General features: G+C 66.0%; 14 protein-coding genes. 5 read left to right on the top strand and 9 right to left on the bottom strand.

The features are described 5' to 3' along the window. Positions 1 to 2 precede the first annotated feature (2 nt). Together ACN0V4_RS10785 and ACN0V4_RS10780 are read left to right on the top strand one after the other, a co-directional pair. Positions 3 to 1,013 (top strand): branched-chain amino acid ABC transporter permease, encoded by a 1,011-nt coding sequence (locus tag ACN0V4_RS10785; RefSeq protein WP_417675901.1) that lies wholly within the window; start codon positions 3 to 5, stop codon positions 1,011 to 1,013. Continuing rightward, a complete protein-coding gene (locus tag ACN0V4_RS10780) occupies positions 1,010 to 2,317 on the top strand; it encodes a branched-chain amino acid ABC transporter permease (protein WP_417675899.1) in 1,308 nt (435 codons plus the stop codon). Before ACN0V4_RS10785 ends, ACN0V4_RS10780 begins: the two co-directional genes overlap by 4 nt. 93 nt (positions 2,318 to 2,410) lie before the next feature. On the opposite strand, the gene ACN0V4_RS10775 is transcribed toward ACN0V4_RS10780, so the two are convergent. Further along, positions 2,411 to 3,958 carry a helicase HerA-like domain-containing protein gene (locus ACN0V4_RS10775; protein ID WP_417675897.1) on the bottom strand — a complete coding sequence of 516 codons (1,548 nt, stop codon included), beginning with the start codon at positions 3,956 to 3,958 and terminating at the stop codon, positions 2,411 to 2,413. Between the two features lie 488 nt (positions 3,959 to 4,446). Here ACN0V4_RS10775 and ACN0V4_RS10770 point away from each other — a divergent pair, with 488 nt between their 5' ends. Beyond that, positions 4,447 to 5,064, top strand: a complete 618-nt coding sequence (locus ACN0V4_RS10770) for an invasion associated locus B family protein (RefSeq protein ID WP_417675895.1) — start codon at positions 4,447 to 4,449, stop codon at positions 5,062 to 5,064. A 107-nt stretch (positions 5,065 to 5,171) separates the two neighbouring features. Here ACN0V4_RS10770 and ACN0V4_RS10765 read toward each other — a convergent pair whose 3' ends face one another. Genes ACN0V4_RS10765 through ACN0V4_RS10750 form a run of 4 tightly spaced genes read right to left on the bottom strand, consistent with a single transcriptional unit; the run spans position 5,172 to position 9,441 of the window. Then, on the bottom strand, positions 5,172 to 6,380 hold the full coding sequence (locus ACN0V4_RS10765; RefSeq protein WP_417675893.1) for a beta-ketoacyl-[acyl-carrier-protein] synthase family protein: 1,209 nt from the start codon (positions 6,378 to 6,380) through the stop codon (positions 5,172 to 5,174). A 24-nt stretch (positions 6,381 to 6,404) separates the two neighbouring features. Then, a complete protein-coding gene (locus ACN0V4_RS10760; protein ID WP_417675891.1) occupies positions 6,405 to 6,662 on the bottom strand; it encodes an acyl carrier protein in 258 nt (85 codons plus the stop codon). Positions 6,663 to 6,695: 33 nt separating this feature from the next. Continuing rightward, positions 6,696 to 7,790: a UDP-3-O-(3-hydroxymyristoyl)glucosamine N-acyltransferase gene (gene lpxD / locus ACN0V4_RS10755; RefSeq protein ID WP_417675889.1), complete on the bottom strand. Its 1,095-nt coding sequence runs from the start codon at positions 7,788 to 7,790 to the stop codon at positions 6,696 to 6,698. Positions 7,791 to 7,821: 31 nt separating this feature from the next. Further along, positions 7,822 to 9,441: a L,D-transpeptidase family protein gene (locus ACN0V4_RS10750; protein ID WP_417675887.1), complete on the bottom strand. Its 1,620-nt coding sequence runs from the start codon at positions 9,439 to 9,441 to the stop codon at positions 7,822 to 7,824. 388 nt (positions 9,442 to 9,829) lie between these two features. Here ACN0V4_RS10750 and ACN0V4_RS10745 point away from each other — a divergent pair, with 388 nt between their 5' ends. Both ACN0V4_RS10745 and ACN0V4_RS10740 read left to right on the top strand, forming a co-directional pair. Further along, a complete protein-coding gene (locus tag ACN0V4_RS10745) occupies positions 9,830 to 10,399 on the top strand; it encodes a YcbK family protein (RefSeq protein ID WP_417675885.1) in 570 nt (189 codons plus the stop codon). Positions 10,400 to 10,596: 197 nt separating this feature from the next. Beyond that, on the top strand, positions 10,597 to 11,538 hold the full coding sequence (locus ACN0V4_RS10740; RefSeq protein WP_417675883.1) for a TonB family protein: 942 nt from the start codon (positions 10,597 to 10,599) through the stop codon (positions 11,536 to 11,538). Here the strand turns inward: ACN0V4_RS10740 and ACN0V4_RS10735 are convergent. The 4 genes from ACN0V4_RS10735 to ACN0V4_RS10720 all read right to left on the bottom strand — a co-directional run bounded on the left by ACN0V4_RS10735 (position 11,522) and on the right by ACN0V4_RS10720 (position 15,797). Then, positions 11,522 to 12,355, bottom strand: coding sequence for a polyphosphate kinase 2 family protein (locus ACN0V4_RS10735; RefSeq protein ID WP_417675881.1), 834 nt, complete (start codon positions 12,353 to 12,355; stop codon positions 11,522 to 11,524). The two genes, ACN0V4_RS10740 and ACN0V4_RS10735, sit on opposite strands and share 17 nt — an antisense overlap. A gap of 88 nt (positions 12,356 to 12,443) precedes the next feature. After that, entirely contained in the window at positions 12,444 to 13,589 is a 1,146-nt protein-coding gene (locus tag ACN0V4_RS10730; protein WP_417675879.1) for a M24 family metallopeptidase, read from the bottom strand. After that, positions 13,586 to 14,620 carry a pyridoxal-phosphate dependent enzyme gene (locus tag ACN0V4_RS10725; RefSeq protein ID WP_417675877.1) on the bottom strand — a complete coding sequence of 345 codons (1,035 nt, stop codon included), beginning with the start codon at positions 14,618 to 14,620 and terminating at the stop codon, positions 13,586 to 13,588. Before ACN0V4_RS10725 ends, ACN0V4_RS10730 begins: the two co-directional genes overlap by 4 nt. A 118-nt stretch (positions 14,621 to 14,738) precedes the next feature. Then, the gene (locus ACN0V4_RS10720; protein ID WP_417675875.1) at positions 14,739 to 15,797 is read right to left on the bottom strand and encodes a dihydropteroate synthase; all 1,059 of its coding nucleotides are present in this window, start codon (positions 15,795 to 15,797) and stop codon (positions 14,739 to 14,741) included. Positions 15,798 to 15,799: the final 2 nt, after the last annotated feature.

The following is a 15,799-nucleotide window of genomic DNA, read 5'->3' as shown; positions in this document are numbered from 1 at the left end:
CGATGGATTTTCTCAATGCAATCGTCGCGCTGGCGAATTTCGTCCTCATCCCCGGCCTCGCCTATGGCTCGCAACTGGCGCTCGGCGCGCTGGGGGTGACGCTGATCTATGGCATCCTGCGGTTCTCGAACTTCGCCCATGGCGATACCATGGCCTTCGGCACCATGATCACCATTCTTGTGACCTGGTGGATGCAGGCCAAGGGCATCACCCTGGGGCCGCTGCCGACGGCGCTCTTGGCGCTGCCGCTCGGCATCCTGGGCTGCGTCGCCTTGCTGCTGCTGACCGATCGGGTGGTCTATCGCTTTTACCGCGAACAGAAGGCCAAGCCGATGATCCTGGTCATCGTCTCGACCGGGGTGATGTTCATCATGGAGGGGCTGGTGCGCCTGGTCATCGGACCCGACGACCAGAACTTTGCCGATGGCGCGCGTTTCATCATCTCGGCCCGCGACTTCAAGGCCATGACCGGCCTGCAGGAAGGCCTGTCGATCAAGACCACCCAGGGCATCACCGTGGTGGTGGCGGTGATCGCCGTGGCGCTGCTGTTCTGGTTCCTGAACAAGACCCGCACCGGCAAGTCGATGCGCGCCTATTCCGACAATGAGGATCTGGCGCTGCTGTCGGGGATCAACCCGGAACGTGTCGTCACCTATACCTGGATCATCGTCGCAGCGCTGGCGACCGTGGCGGGCACGCTTTATGGGCTCGACAAGAGCTTCAAGCCCTTCGTCTACTTCCAGTTGCTGCTGCCGATCTTCGCCTCGGCCATCGTCGGCGGTATCGGCAATCCGATCGGCGCCATCGCCGGCGGTTTCGTCATCGCCTTTTCCGAGGTGACCGTCACCTATGCCTGGAAGAAGGTGCTGACCTATCTGTTGCCGGAAAGCTGGGCGCCTGACGGTCTGGTCCAACTTCTGAGCACCGATTACAAATTCGCGGTCAGCTTCGTCATCCTTCTGATCGTCCTGCTGTTCCGGCCGACCGGCCTTTTCCGGGGGAAAATGGTATGAGCGAGAGCGTGAAGAATACCCTGCTCTTCCTGCTGGTGGGCGCGTTGATCGTGATCACCGGCTTCCTGCAGAGCTGGAGCACCGCACTGCTGATCCTCAACATGGGGCTGGTCTCGGCGATCATGGCCTTGGGGGTGAACCTGCAATGGGGCTTCGCCGGGCTGTTCAACGTCGGCATCATGGGCTTTGTCGCGCTTGGCGGCCTCGCCGTGGTGCTGGTGTCGGAACCGCCGGTTGCGGGCGCCTGGGGTCTGGGTGGCGCCTGGCGCATCCTGGCCGGGCTGGTGCTGGGGGCGCTGACCGTCGCCGCCGCCGTCGCCGCCTACAAGCACATGCCGAAGGGACGCAATCGCGGCTTTGCCGTGCTGGCCATTCTGGTGATCGGCTTCTTTGTCTATCGCTGGGTCTTCGACGGCGGTGTCGAGGTGGTCGAGAGCAACAATCCCGCCGGTGCCGGCAATATCGGCGGCCTCGGCCTGCCGGTGATGCTGGCCTGGCCGGCGGGCGGGGTTCTGGCCGCCGGGGCGGCCTGGATCATCGGCAAGACCGCCCTGGGGCTTCGCTCGGATTATCTGGCGATCGCCACCATGGGCATCGCCGAAATCATCATCGCCGTGATGAAGAACGAAGACTGGCTGGCCCGTGGGGTGAAGAACATCGTCGGCCTGCCGCGGCCCCTGCCCTATGAGATCAACCTGCAGAACGATCCAGGCTTCGTGCAGGGCGCGGCCAACCTCGGGCTCGACCCGGTGACCGCCTCGACGCTCTACGTCAAGCTTGGCTATTCGCTGCTGTTCCTGGTGGTGCTGGTGGTGCTTCTCTGGCTGAGCCAGATGGCGCTGAAATCGCCCTGGGGCCGGATGATGCGGGCCATTCGCGACAATGAGATCGCAGCCGAGGCGATGGGCAAGAACGTCACCCGCCGGCACCTGCAGATCTTCATCCTCGGCTCGGCGGTCTGCGGTATGGCAGGGGCGATGATGACCACGCTTGACGGGCAGTTGACCCCCGGCACCTACCAGCCGCTGCGGTTCACCTTCCTGGTCTGGGTGATGGTGATCGTGGGCGGCTCCGGCAACAACTTCGGCTCGATCCTCGGCGCGATGCTGATCTGGTTCCTCTGGGTCCAGGTGGAGCCCTTGGGGCTCTGGTTGATGCAAGTGATCACCGCCGGCATGGCCGATGGCAGCGGGTTGAAGACCCATCTGCTGAACAGTGCCGCGCATATGCGGCTGTTGACCATGGGGGTGGTGTTGCTGCTGGTGCTGCGGTTCAGTCCAAGGGGGCTGATCCCCGAGAAGTAGCGCGCCGCCCTGCGGGCGTCCCTCTGGCGGGGCAATTTGCAGCTAGAAAAGACATCAGGCGGCGCCCGGAACACCCGGGCGCCGTTTTGCTGGTCAGCGGCCCTTGAAGAAGCTGCCGAGGATGCCGCGCACGATGCGGCGGCCGGTGGTGCCTTTCAGTTCCTTGATCACCGCCTGGGACAGTGCCGAGCCGAAGCTGTCGCCAGAGCGGCTGCTTTGCACCCGGGCGCTGGAGCGGCTGACGCGGGCACCGCTATAGCGGCGCGCGGCGTTGAATTCGCGCTCCGCCGCGGCGGCGGTTTCAGCCTTTTCCTCGGCCAAGGCGGCCTCGGTCGCGGCGGCCCCGGCACGCTGCTGCAGGATTTCATAGGCCGAGCGGCGATCGACGGCGGTATCGTATTTGCCGGCGAGACCAGAGGCGGCGATGATCGCGCGGCGCTCCGCCTCGGTGATCGGGCCGAGCTGCGACGACGGCGGCCGGATCAGCGTGCGTTCGACCACGCCCGGGGCGCCCTTGGGGCCGAGCATCGAGGTGACCGCCTCGCCGGTGCCGACGTCACGGATCGCCTCCTCGGTCGAAAAGCGGGGATTGTCGCGATAGGTCTCGGCGGCGGCCTTGAGGTTGCGCCGGTCGCGGGCGGTGAAGGCGCGCAGCGCATGCTGCACCCGGTTGCCGAGCTGGGCCAGGATGTCTTCGGGGACGTCGGCCGGCTGCTGGGTGACGAAATAGACGCCGACGCCCTTGGAGCGGATCAGCCGGGCCACCTGTTCCACCTTGTCGACCAAGGCCTTGGGGGCGCCATCGAACAGCAGATGCGCCTCGTCGAAGAAGAAGACCAGCTTGGGTTTCTCGGGATCACCGACCTCGGGCAACTCCTCGAAGAGTTCGGAGAGCAGCCAGAGCAGGCAGGTGGCATAGAGCCCGGGCGCCGCCATCAGCTTGTCGGCGGCGAGGATATTGACCATGCCGTGACCTCGCGCATCGGTGCGCATCAGATCGGCCAGCTCCAGCGCCGGTTCGCCGAAGAACTGCGTCGCGCCCTGGTTTTCGATCACCAGCAGGCGGCGCTGGATGGCGCCGACCGAGGCGACCGAGACATTGCCATAGCGCAGCGACAGCTTTTCGCGGTTCTCGCCGATCCAGGTCAGCAGCGCCTGCAGATCCTTGAGGTCGAGCAGCGGCAACCCCTCCTCATCCGAGAGGCGGAAGGCGATGTTGAGGATACCCTCCTGCGCCTCGGAGAGGTCGAGCAGCCGCGACAGCAGGAGCGGCCCCATCTCGGCCACGGTGGTTCTGAGCGGATGGCCCTGCTCCCCGTAGACATCCCAGAAGGTGACGGGACAGGCGGCATAGGCGTAATCGTCGAAACCGATCGCCGCCGCGCGGTCGATGAAGGATTGGTGCAGCTTCTGATCTGGCCGCCCCGCCTTGGCCAGCCCCGCCAGATCGCCCTTGACGTCGGACAGCACCACCGGGACGCCGGCGGCGGAAAACCCTTCGGCCAGGATCTGCAGCGTGACGGTCTTGCCGGTGCCGGTGGCCCCGGCGATCAGCCCATGGCGGTTGGCGTATTTCAGCGCCAGCCCCTGTTTCACGCTGTAATTCTCACCCCCGCCACCGAGGAATACCTTGCCGTCCATCGCGCCCCCTGCCCGGGACAGACCCCGGGACACATACAAAACGTTAACACTTCCTCGGGATAGTGCCTCTGTCCGGCGGCGGCAAGTGGAGCGTCGGGCGGCTTCCTCTCTGACAGACTGGCCGTGCCCTGATGGGCACGGCGCTTTCACGCGCCTGGGGCCTGCATAAAATTCGGGCATTGCCCGCGGTACGGGCAGCGAAACCCAGCTTAGATGTTGACCGGAACGTAACCCTTTCGTAACGTCGGGGCATAACTAAGTCGGCCGGTCCGACGGGGAGACACAATCGTTTTGAAAGGGGGCTGTAGCGGCCCCCTTTTTTCATCCGCCCCGCCCGGCCGCTTTTGCAATCTTGCGCGCGGCTGATCTCGGGCTGCCGATATCGGGCTTGGGAACATTTCCGCGCGCGCGCGGTGATTGCCCCTGACAGCGTCGGGACAGCGTGCTAGAGCAGGCGCAGGCAGCCACAGCACAAAGAAGAGATTTTCATGTTGAAAACCCTCACCTCTCTCTCGGTCCTGGCCCTGGTCGCGTTGAGCGCACCGGTGCTGGCGCAGGACAGTGAGACCAAGGCGCCTGCCGCCGAGCAATCCGGAAGCGCCGACAAACTTCTGGACATGGGGCAGCCCTCAGACGGCAGCCCGCAACTCGGTCAGCGCTATTCCAAGGAAAAGATCGGCGACTGGGATCTGGCCTGTATCAAGACCGAAGGCGACAAGGATCCCTGTTCGCTGCTGCAGATCCTGCATGATCCCAACGGCGGCGGCAATCCGATGGCGGAATTCTCCCTGTTCCGGATCGAGGGCAAGGGCCAGGCGATTGCCGGCGCCACGGTGGTCGTGCCGCTCGAGACCCTGCTGCCGGCGCAGCTCACCCTGTCGATCGACGGGGCTCCGGGCAAGCGGTACAACTATTCGTTCTGCAACCCCTATGGCTGCGTCGCGCAGATCGGCCTGACCGAAGCCGACATCAACGCGATGAAGAACGGCAAGGCGGCGATCCTGTCGCTGCGTCCGGCTCCGGCGCCGGACAAGGTGGTGACCCTGAAGCTGTCGCTGGCGGGCTTCACCTCCGGTTTCGACAAGGTCGATGTCGTCAAGGAGTAAGCGCTAGCGCCGCTCCGCACGAGAAACCGCCGACCCGAAAGGGCCGGCGGTTTTCTTTTGTCGTGTAAGGGGTCTTGACGGAAAAATGCGCGCCGGGGGGGGATCGGTCAGATCCGGCGCAGCGCCAGCACCGCGTTCAAGCCACCGAAGGCGAAGGCGTTCGACAGCGCCACATCGACCTTGGCCTCGCGCGCCTCGTTCGGCACCACGTCGAGCGCGCATTCCGGATCCGGTTCCTCGTAGCCGATGGTGGGGGCGATCACCCCGTCGCGCAGCGCCATGATGCAGGCCAGAAGTTCGACCGCGCCGGTGCCGCCGATCAGATGGCCGTGCATCGACTTGGTCGAGGAGATCATCAGCTCATCGGCGTGCGGCCCGAAGACGTCGGCGACAGCAGCGCATTCGGTCTTGTCATTGGCCGCCGTTCCGGTGCCATGGGCATTGATATAGCCGACGGCATCACCGTCGAGGCCGGCATCGGCCAGCGCGCCGGCCATCGCCCGCGCCGCCCCCTGTTTCGATGGCATCACGATGTCGGAAGCATCCGAGGTCATGGCAGAGCCCACCACTTCGGCCAGGATCTCGGCGCCGCGTCGGCGGGCGTGTTCGTATTCCTCGAAGACGAAGATGCCGGCGCCCTCGCCCTGGACCATGCCATTGCGATTGGCGCTGAACGGGCGACAGGCGTCCTTGGACATCACCCGCAACCCTTCCCAGGCCTTGACGCCGCCAAAGCAGAGCATGCTTTCCGACCCGCCGGTCACCATCACCGGCGCGGCGCCGGAACGGACGAGTTGAAAGGCCAGGCCCATCGCGTGGTTCGACGAGGCGCAGGCGGTCGAGACGGTAAAGCTCGGCCCCTTGAGGTTATATTGCATCGACACGTGGCTGGCGGCCGCGTTGTTCATCAGCTTCGGCACCACGAAGGGATGCACCCGGTTCTTGCCGTCCTCATAGACCGAGCGATAGTTGTCATCCCAGGTCGACACCCCACCACCGGCGGTTCCCAGCACCACGCCCGAACGCGCGGCAAGCTCGCCATGGAATTCCAGCCCGGCCTGGGTGATCGCCTCTTCCGCCGCGGTCAGGGTGAACTGGGTGAAACGGTCATAGAGCGAAATCTGCTGGCGGTTGAACCGCCCCTCGGTCTCGAACCCGCGCACCTGGCCGCCGATCTGGATCGCCAGACGCTCGACATCGCGGAACTCGAGCGGTCCGATACCGCAGCGGCCCTCGCGCATGGCCTCCAGCGTCGCGGCAACCGAATGGCCGAGCGAATTGATGGTTCCCGCGCCGGTAATAACGACACGCTTCATTGCGTCACCTCCCCATGCCGCGCATCAGGATTGCTCGGCGATCAGTTTTTCGATCCCGGCGATGATGGCAGCGACACTGGAGATGTCGAAATCGCTCTGGCTGGGTTCGTTGGCATTGAAGGGGATCGAGATGTCGAATTCCTCTTCAATCGCGAAGATGCTTTCCACCAGACCGAGGCTGTCGATGCCCAGATCCTCCAACGTGCTGTCTTCCGACACGTCGGAGGGGTCCAGAACGGCCTGTTCGGCGATGATGGCGATAACCTTGTCGCGGATGCTCATTGGACCTCTCGGTTCTGCTGTGCTGCGGCTGATTTACTCGGTCGAACCCAGTTTGGAAACAGCCTTTTTCAGCGCGGCGATGTCCTTCAACAGACGCGGCAGACGGCGCTGTGCCTTGTAGATTTCGGTCTGGGTCTCCATCTTGACGCCGGGATAGCCCATCAGCACCCGCCCGGCCGGGGCGTTCGACAGGATCTTGGTGCCGCCGGCGGCGATCACCCCGTCGCCGATGAAGATATTGTCCACCACGCCGGTCTGTCCGCCGAGCACCACGTTGTTACCGATCACCACCGAGCCCGAGATGCCGGTCTGGCCGGCAAACAGGCAATCGTGGCCGGTGCGGACGTTGTGGCCGACATGGACCAGGTTATCGAGCTTGCAGCCATCGCCGATCTCGGTGTCGCGGATGGTGCCGTTGTCGATGGTGGCATTGGCGCCGATCTCGACATCGTCGCCGATGCGCACGGCGCCCAGCGAATGGATGCGTACCCAGGATTGCGCCTTGGCGCCGCCCTGGTCTCCCATGGTCTTGCGCACGTTCTCGGCGCCTGACACCTCGGGCGTGACATAGGAAAACCCGTCGTTGCCGATCCGCGCGCCGGGCTGGGCCATGAAGCGGGCGCCGATCCTGACCCTTGCGCCGATGCTGACCATTTCGCGCAGAAAGGCGTTCTCGCCGATCTCGACATCCCAGCCGATATAGCAATGCGGCCCGATCACCGACCCCGCGCCGATCTTGGCGCCGGCCGCGATCACCGCCAGCGGCCCGACTGACACGCCCTCGCCCAGCTCGGCCGTGGGATCGATCACCGCCGAGGGATGGATGCCGGAGGGGAAGCCCTGCCCCTTGTCCATCATCCGGGTCAGCCCCGACATCGCCATGCGCGGACGCGGCGCCAGGATCGCGGCCTTCAGCCCGAATGCCTGCCAGTCGGCATCCGGCCAGACCATGGCGGCCCGCGCCTGGCCCTTTGTCAGATCTTCGCCATAGCGGGGCGACATGGCGAGCGCCAGATCATCCGGCCCGGCGCTGGCCGGCTCGGCCGCGCGGCTGATCCGCAACGAGGCATCGCCCCGGGTTTCGAACCCCAGGGCCTGGGCGATCTCTTGGATGGTAAAGCTGGTCATATCCGGTCCTGCGTCTTGCTTGGACCAGTGCTTACCCCTGAACCGCGCCCAGAGTCACCCCTGCCTGTTGCAGCGCATCCCAGATCTTGGCGTCGCGGCCATAGATATCACGGCGGAATTCTGCCCGGCCACGACCGTCGGTGAAGGCGGTGCGATAGATCAGATGCACCGGAACCGGCGTCTTCAGCATCACCTTGGTTTCCTTGCCGGTGTCGAGGATCGACTTGAAATAGGCCTTGGGATCATCGACCTGCGGCGCCAGCAGCGCATAGGCGAAGTCAAAGGGATCGGCCAGCCGGATACAGCCGTGCGAGAAGGCCCGCACCTCGCGGCCGAACAGGTTCTTCTGCGGCGTGTCGTGCAGATAGATATTGTACGGGTTCGGGAACATGAACTTGACCCGCCCCAGCGCGTTGCTCTCCCCCGGCGGCTGGCGCATGGCGAAGGGGAAGGAGCGCGCCGAATATTGCGAGAAATCGGCATCGGTCCGGCTGATCTCGCGACCACGGCTGTCGGTGATCTCGAGATGTCCGGCGGCGCCGGGGTTGTTGCGCAGTTTCGGCAGATATTCGTTCACCACGATCGAGCGCGGCACATACCAGCTCGGGTTGATGACCAAATGTTCCATCTCGTCCGAGAATTCCGGGCTGCGACGGTCATTGGCGTTCATGCCGATGACAGAGCGGGTCTGGAAGGTCACCCGGCCATGATCAATGATCTTGGCGGTGAAATCGGTCTGATTGACCAGAATGTGCCGATCGCCGCGTTCGTGGTTCAGCCAACGTTCACGCTCCATCGCCACGATGATGGATTTCAGCCGGTCCTCGACCGGGACATTGACCTCGGCCAGGGTGCCGGCGCCAGCGACACCGTCCGGCTCAAGCCCGTGGGCCATCTGGAACCGCTGCACCGCCTCTTGCAGCGCCGGGCCATATTCGCCGGTCGGACTGGGAGCGAGATAGCCCATCGCCACCAGACGGTTGCGCAGCGCGATCACCGCCGCGCCAGTGTCGCCCGGTTCGATCCTCTGCGAATTGACCCGCGGCCCCCAGCCGCCATGGGCCATGACATATTCCAGCCGCAGCTTTTCCTTCATCAGCCCACGATATTCCGCCGTCATCGGCGGCAGCCCACGCAGATAGGCCTGCGGGCTGTCGTTCAACGCGAATTCGTTCAGATAGCTCTCGCGGTCGTGCAGCGGCACCACGCGCTTGATGCCGTCGTCGATCTTCGAGGGCGTCAGCAGCCCGGTCTGCACATCCTTGGCATAGGTGACGAAGGCGCGGCTCAGCGCGACCTCGACCTCGCCGAGATCGCGGGTGGTCTTCACCTCGGCCATCTGCGCCTTGAGCCGGTCGACGTGATAGCGGGAATCGGGCAGGCCCTGCACCGCGGCGCGCGACAGCACATCCAGCAGCGCGGCGCGGCGCTGCTGCGCCTCCTCTCCCGGCGCGGTCCAGAGCGGCTGGTAATCGCGATCGCGATAAAAGGCGGCCACCGCCTCGTCTCCGGCGGCAGCGGCCGCGACGGACTGCTTGAAGGCGGTCACCTGTGCCTGCGCCGGCAGCACTCCGCTCAGCCCCGCCATCCCGATTGAGCAGATCGTCGCCAACAGGGTCTCGCGCAGCGAAAGGCGGAAGGAGGGCATCATTATCAAACCTCTGGGTAACGTGGTTCTAACAAGTTTCGTGATGCACCGACTGCCGACAACAGTTTGCATCAATTCGGTTTTTATGAGCCTTGAGGGGGGCGAGCGCAATGTCCATTCACATTTCAGTCAGGCCGCGAAATGGGTCTTTGCCTGGTGCAGCCGGGTCGCTCCCCCTGCCGAGAATCGGACGATTGCCAGGGTGCTCCCCTTTTGAGAAGGGGGAATTTGCGCAAAATTTCGCCGAAAATCGCGGCTATGACAAAGATGAAACAATCCGTGCTTGGCTCATGATTCCGTCTGTGTCATTCATATGGTGCATCTGGGGATGGATTTGAACCGCGCGTAACATCGCGCAACGGCAGGACTATCGTACGGGACAGCGTTAAACATGGCAGAGCATAAAGGCACGGGTTTCACCCGGCGCGCCCTATTGGGTGCATTCGCGGCAACCGCGGTAGCGGCGGCCCCGACATACTCCAAGGCGGCGGGCTTTCTGCGCGGCGGCGGAGATATCCGCAGGATCAGGATGTATTCCGGCCGCACCGGCGAAAAGCTGGACATGATCTACTGGATCGACGGCGATTACATCGGTGATGCGGTCAAAGAGATCAACTTCTTCATGCGCGACTGGCGCGTTGATCAGGTCAAGCCGATCGATACGCGCACCCTCGACATCCTGGCCGCCGCGCATAACCTTCTGGATGTTTCCGAACCCTACATGTTGCTTTCCGGCTATCGCAGCCCGCAGACCAACGCCATGCTGCGGTCCCGGTCGCGCGGAGTGGCCAAGAACTCCCTGCACATGCGCGGCCAGGCTGCCGACGTGCGGCTGGGGTCGCGCAATGTCAGCCAGATCTCGCGTGCGGCGCAGGCCTGCCAGGCCGGCGGTGTCGGTCGCTATAGCCGGTCGAACTTCGTGCATATGGATTGCGGCGAAGTCCGCAACTGGGGCGCCTGAGCCCCGTTCCTTTCCTGACGCTGACCCGTTTGGCCCCCGCTTCGCGGGGGCTTTTTCGTTATCGCGGGGGCGCGGACTTTACCTCTCGCGGCCCGGCGTCGTAGACAACGGCCTATCCGGTTTCTCCATCGCAGGCCCAGCAGAATGCGCCAAACCCTTTCTTCTCAGCTTCAGCTCCCCTTGGGGGCGGCATGAGAATGGCCGCGCAAATCCCGCTGTTCGCGGCGCTCGCCCTGGGGCTGCACATCGCGGGATTCGCGATCTGGACCGGGTCGAAGGGCGGCAGCCAGTCCAGCGGATCGGGGGGCGACAATCTGATCTCGATCGAGGCGGCGGCGCCGCAGCTTGCCAGCCTGGTCCAAAGCTGGGAGATGCCGCCGGATGTGACCGGGAGCGTCACCGCCCCGAGGGCTGATCCCGTGGACGGGCTCGCCGCACCCGAAACGCCGCTGGCCGAGACGCGCCCGCAGATTTTGCCCTATCCCGCCGCCCCTGTCCCCGCCCGTGCCGATCAGCCGCCGGAGCCGTTGCCGCTGCCGGCGCAGGTCGCACCGGATTCAACCGCCCCGGCGCTGCCACAACCGGCGAGCGACGAGGTTGCGCCCGCGCCCCGAGCAGACCCGGAGCCCGCGCCGATCCGGCAAGCACAGAAGGCACCGGAGGCGCCCGAGCCCGCCAATCCACCCACCCCGCAGGCGCCGCCGCCACCGCCTGACGCCGGCCCGGCGCGGCCGGCCGAGCAGAGCCGCCCGGCCTCTGCCGCGGCAGAGGCGCAGCGCGCTGCCGGCAGCGGCGGTCGGGCGCAGGCGGGCGAGCGCGACACCGCGCAGACCGCGACCCTTTCAGCCAGCGAACGGCGCAGCCTGATGGTCGACTTTGGGGGGCAGATCCGCGCCCGGGTCGAGCATTTCAAGCAGTTCCCGGCTGCCGCCAAGCGCAACGGGCGGGTGGTGCTGAACGTGCGCGTCAACCGCGACGGCGCCTTGCAGGGGGTGGCAATCCAGCGGTCCTCGGGCGATGCGGCGCTCGATGCCGCGGCGCTCGATGCGGTCCGTAGCGCCGCGCCTTTCCCCCCGGCGCCGAAGACGTTGCCGGGGCCGACCTTCCTGTTCGCGCTGCCGATCAGCTTCCGCCGCTGAGCTGCGCGCGCAATCCGGTGATCAGATCGGCATCCAGCATCAGCTCCTGCTCGGCGATCTTCAGCAACCTCTCGTCCACCGGCGCCGGGCTCAGATCAATCCCTTCGGAAAGCTGCTTCAAGATAATGCGCATCGCCGCGATGCGGGCGTATTTCTTGTGATTGGCCGGGATCACATGCCAGGGCGCCCCGTCCCACGAGGTACGCTGGAACATCTCGTTCGCCGCCGCCTCGTGCTCGGCCCAATGGCCGCGGTTGCGGAAATCTTCGTAACTCAGCTTCCAGCGCTTCAGCGGGTCGCGCAACCGCTCCTCGAAGCGGCGCATCTGTTCGTCCTGCGAGATATGGAAGAACAGTTTCACCACCCGGGTGTCATCGGCGACCAGAACCTTTTCAAAGCCGACGATCTCCTCGTATGCGGCGCGCCAGCGCTCTTCCGGTGTCAGCTTCTCGACCCGCTCGACCAGCACGCGGCCATACCAGGACCGGTCGAAGACCGAAATCGCCCCCGAGGGCGGCAGACGTTCCATGAAGCGCAGCAGGTAATGGCGTTCGAGGTAATAGTTGCGCGGCGCCCCGATCGGCCAGACCTTGAAACTGCGCGGATCGAAGGCCTGTGACAGCCGGCGGATGGTGCCGCCCTTGCCGGCGGCATCCCAGCCCTCGAAGACGATCACCGCCTTGGTGGGCAGATGCAGATAGGCCTGCTGCACCATGGCGAGTTGCAACTGCAACTCCAGCAGTGCGGCGTCATAGGCCCCGGTGTCGATCGAGAGGCTGAGATCAACCTGATCGAGACGCAGCGTCCCGTCGTCCATATGGATGTTCCCCCCGGTTCTTCGCTATTGCTGGTGTCGCACCCTAACAAGATCGGCTCGCGGTCGGAATGGCAAACGGATCGGTCTGCTATCCGGCGAGCACGGGGATGTCGGGCGACGCCGGGCGCGACAGGAATTCCGCTCCTCCCTCGCGGATCACGATGTTCTCCTCATGCACCATGATCCGCCCGGGGGCGAGTTCGATCACCGGCTCCAGCGTCAGCACCATGCCGGCGCGCAATTCGGTGTGATCCGCGGGGAGCAGAGATAACCCTTCGGTCAACTGCATGCCGAGCCCATGGCCCAGCCGCCCGGCCCCCGGCGCGCCATGTCGGCCAAGCGCCCGGGTCAGCAGCCGATGCAGCCCCGCCGCGGTCTGTCCCGGCCGCGCGGCCGCCGCCGCCTCCTGCACCGCCTCGACCAGCGCGGCATGGGTCGCGCGCACCGCCTCGGACGGCGGGGCGACCGAGAAATTCCGGTCGAAATCGCAGAAATACCCTGCTTGCGTCAGCCCGGTGTCGAGCATCAGGACATCGCCCCGGCAAAGCGGCTCAGGACCGGCCGGAGAGATCACATCCTCATAGCCGCCCGGCCCGGCGGCGCCGGCCAGATAGGGCACGAAATCCGCGCCCTCCTCAAGGCAGAGCCGCTGGAAATCGCGAAACACCTGGCTCAGGGCCACTCCGGCGCGCGCCACCTCGGGGACGCGGGCAAAGGCGCGGTCGGCCACGGCGCAGGCGGCGCGGATCAGCGAAATCTCGGCCTCGGACTTGATCGCGCGCAGATCGGCGAGGATGCGGGCGCCATGGGTAAAGGTCAGTCCGCTGAGCGCGCGCAGCCGGTCCCAATCGGCCAGGGGCATGCGCAGATGGCTTTCCGGCCCCATCGGAACCCCGACCCGCGCCTTCGGCCCCAACAGTTCGGTCAGCGTCTCGGCCAAGAGGCTGACGCCGTCATCGCCCGGCGCCGGCGAGGGCCAGCTGCGGATATCGGCGATCCAGGTGCGCGTCATCAGCGCCACCCCGATCGAGGGGATCACCGCCACCGGGCTGCCGGCGGCCGGCAGGATCAGGAACCAGGGCCGTGACGGGCTTTCCCAGAAGCGGGTGAGAAAGCCGGTGAAGTACCGGATATCGGCCTCGGTCGTCAGCAGCAGCGCATCGAGATCCGCCGCCCCCATGCGGCGCTGCGCCCGTTGCAGCCGGCCCTGATATTCCGAAACCGGAAAGCTCACTCAGGCCCCTCGCTCAGGATGAGGAGGAGGCGCGCGTCGGCCGCCAGCGCCCCGGCCTTGGCCATTGCCAGCGCCCCGGACAGGCCGGCGGCGCCCGACGGGGTGCTGGGCAGGTCGACCTCGGCCGCCAGCGCGGCACCGGCCTGCCCCTCGGTCTCGGTGATGGTGAGAAAGCCGTTCGCGTCCCGCGCCAGCCCCTTGAGCGCGATCAGCGACGGCTCCTTGCAATCGAGCCGCCCCATGGCCGAGACCCCACCCGAGGCGATGACAGGCCGCCCGGCGGCGATCGAGGCCGCCAGCGCCGGCGCCTGGTCAGGCTCGACCACGGTGATGTCGGGGCCATCGCCCCAATGCACCCGCGCCAGGGCCGCCACGGCACCGGCCAAGCCGCCAACACCCGCCTGCAGAAAGATATGCGTTGGCGGGGCGGGTATCTGGCGCGCCACCTCCTCGATCAGCACCAGATAGCCTTCCATCAGCCGATGCGGCCGGGTGACATAGCCGGGCCAGGAACTGTCGGAGAGAAGCCGCCAGCCGTGCCGCTCTGCCGCCCGCGCGGCCGCCTCCATGCTGGCCTCATAGGTCGCGCCTTCGCGCAGCACCTCGGCCCCCTGATCGCGCAGCCGTGGGGCGAAACGCTCCGGCACCGTCTCGGCGATATAGACCACCGCCCGCGCCTTTGGCGCGCGGGCGCCGGCGGCCACCGACATGCCATGGTTGCCGGCGCTGGCGGTGACATAGGTCTGCCCCGCAGCCTCGCCCGCCTCGGCATCGCAGGCGATCACATAGGCCGCTCCCAAGGCCTTGAAACTGCCCAGCCCCATGCGGGCGCGTTCGTCCTTGATCCAGACCTCGGCCACGTCCAGCCGGGCGGCCAGATCGGGCACCGGAGCCAGCGGCGTCGCCGCATAGACGGGACAGCGCGCGATCAGCCCCATCGGTCGGGCGGCCTCGGTCGAGGGCATCGGGATATCGGTGAGCGCGGCCAAGGCCTCAGCCTCGCCACGAAACGGATTGGGCAGCATTTTCATGGCGCCAGCCGAGCCGAGGAGAGATGCCCTGGTCAAGCGATTTCCCGCCGATGCCGGTTTTCCCAGGCCAAGCGCGGCAGGAAAACCGCAGGGGCGGTTCGGCATGGCGGAAGAACGGTTAGCCCCGCCGCCGCCTGCCCCCGGCGCGGCCTCGCCGGCCGCCTTCCGCGCCCTCGGCCTCGGGCGGTTTGTTGAAGCGGATCCAGGCGCTGCCGTGGGCGTCGTGATTACCGAGCAGATTGGCGGCGCGGATCGCCTCCATCTCGCGCCCCGGACGGTATCGGGTCGAGCCCAGACCGAAGAGGGCGCAGAAGCTCTCGTCGTCCATCTCGTCGGGCAAAAGGATGCCGGCGGCGGCGACCTCGGCGCGTTTCGCGGCAATCGCCTTGGCGCCGACCGGCAACGCGCAGGGGTTCATGATGGCGCTGGTCATCCCCGCCCCGATCGCCATCGGCAGAAAGGCGTTGTTGATCCCGTGCCGGTTCGGCAGCCCGAAGGAGATGTTCGAGGCGCCGCAGGTGGTGTTCACCCCCAGCTCCTGCCGCAGCCGCCGCACCAGGGCAAAGACCTGCTGGCCGGCCGTCGCCATGGCGCCGATCGGCATCACCAACGGGTCGACCACGATGTCATGCGCGGGAATGCCGAAATCGGCGGCCCGCTCGACGATCTTCTTCGCCACGGCGAAGCGCACATCCGGATCCTCGGAAATCCCGCTGTCGTCGTTCGAAATCGCCACCACCGGCACGTTGTATTTCTTGACCAGCGGCAGCACCAGCTCGAGCCGCTCCTCCTCGCCGGTCACCGAATTCAACAGCGGCCGCCCCTCGGCCGCCGCCAGCCCGGCCTCGAGCGCCGCCGGCACCGAGCTGTCGATGCAAAGCGGCATGTCGACCAGCCCCTGCACCAGTTCGATGATCCTGGTCATCAAGGGCGGTTCGGTCTCGTTCGGGTTGGGGTTGGAGTTATAGACGACGCCCGCGTTGATATCGAGTACATTGGCCCCGGCGGCGACCTGGGCCAGCGCGTCGCGTTCGACGGTGGAGAAATCGCCAGCCTCCAGTTCGGCGGCGAGGATCTTGCGGCCGGTCGGGTTGATCCTTTCGCCGATCACGCAGAACGGCTGATCAAAGCCGATGATGGCCGTCCTGGTCTTGCTTTCGACGATGGTGCGGGTCATGG

It is taken from the genome of Pseudodonghicola sp., assembly GCF_048268305.1.
Lineage (GTDB): Bacteria > Pseudomonadota > Alphaproteobacteria > Rhodobacterales > Rhodobacteraceae > Pseudodonghicola.
The sequence above is the reverse complement of the archived record's forward strand: the minus strand, read 5'-3'. Positions and strand labels throughout refer to the sequence as shown.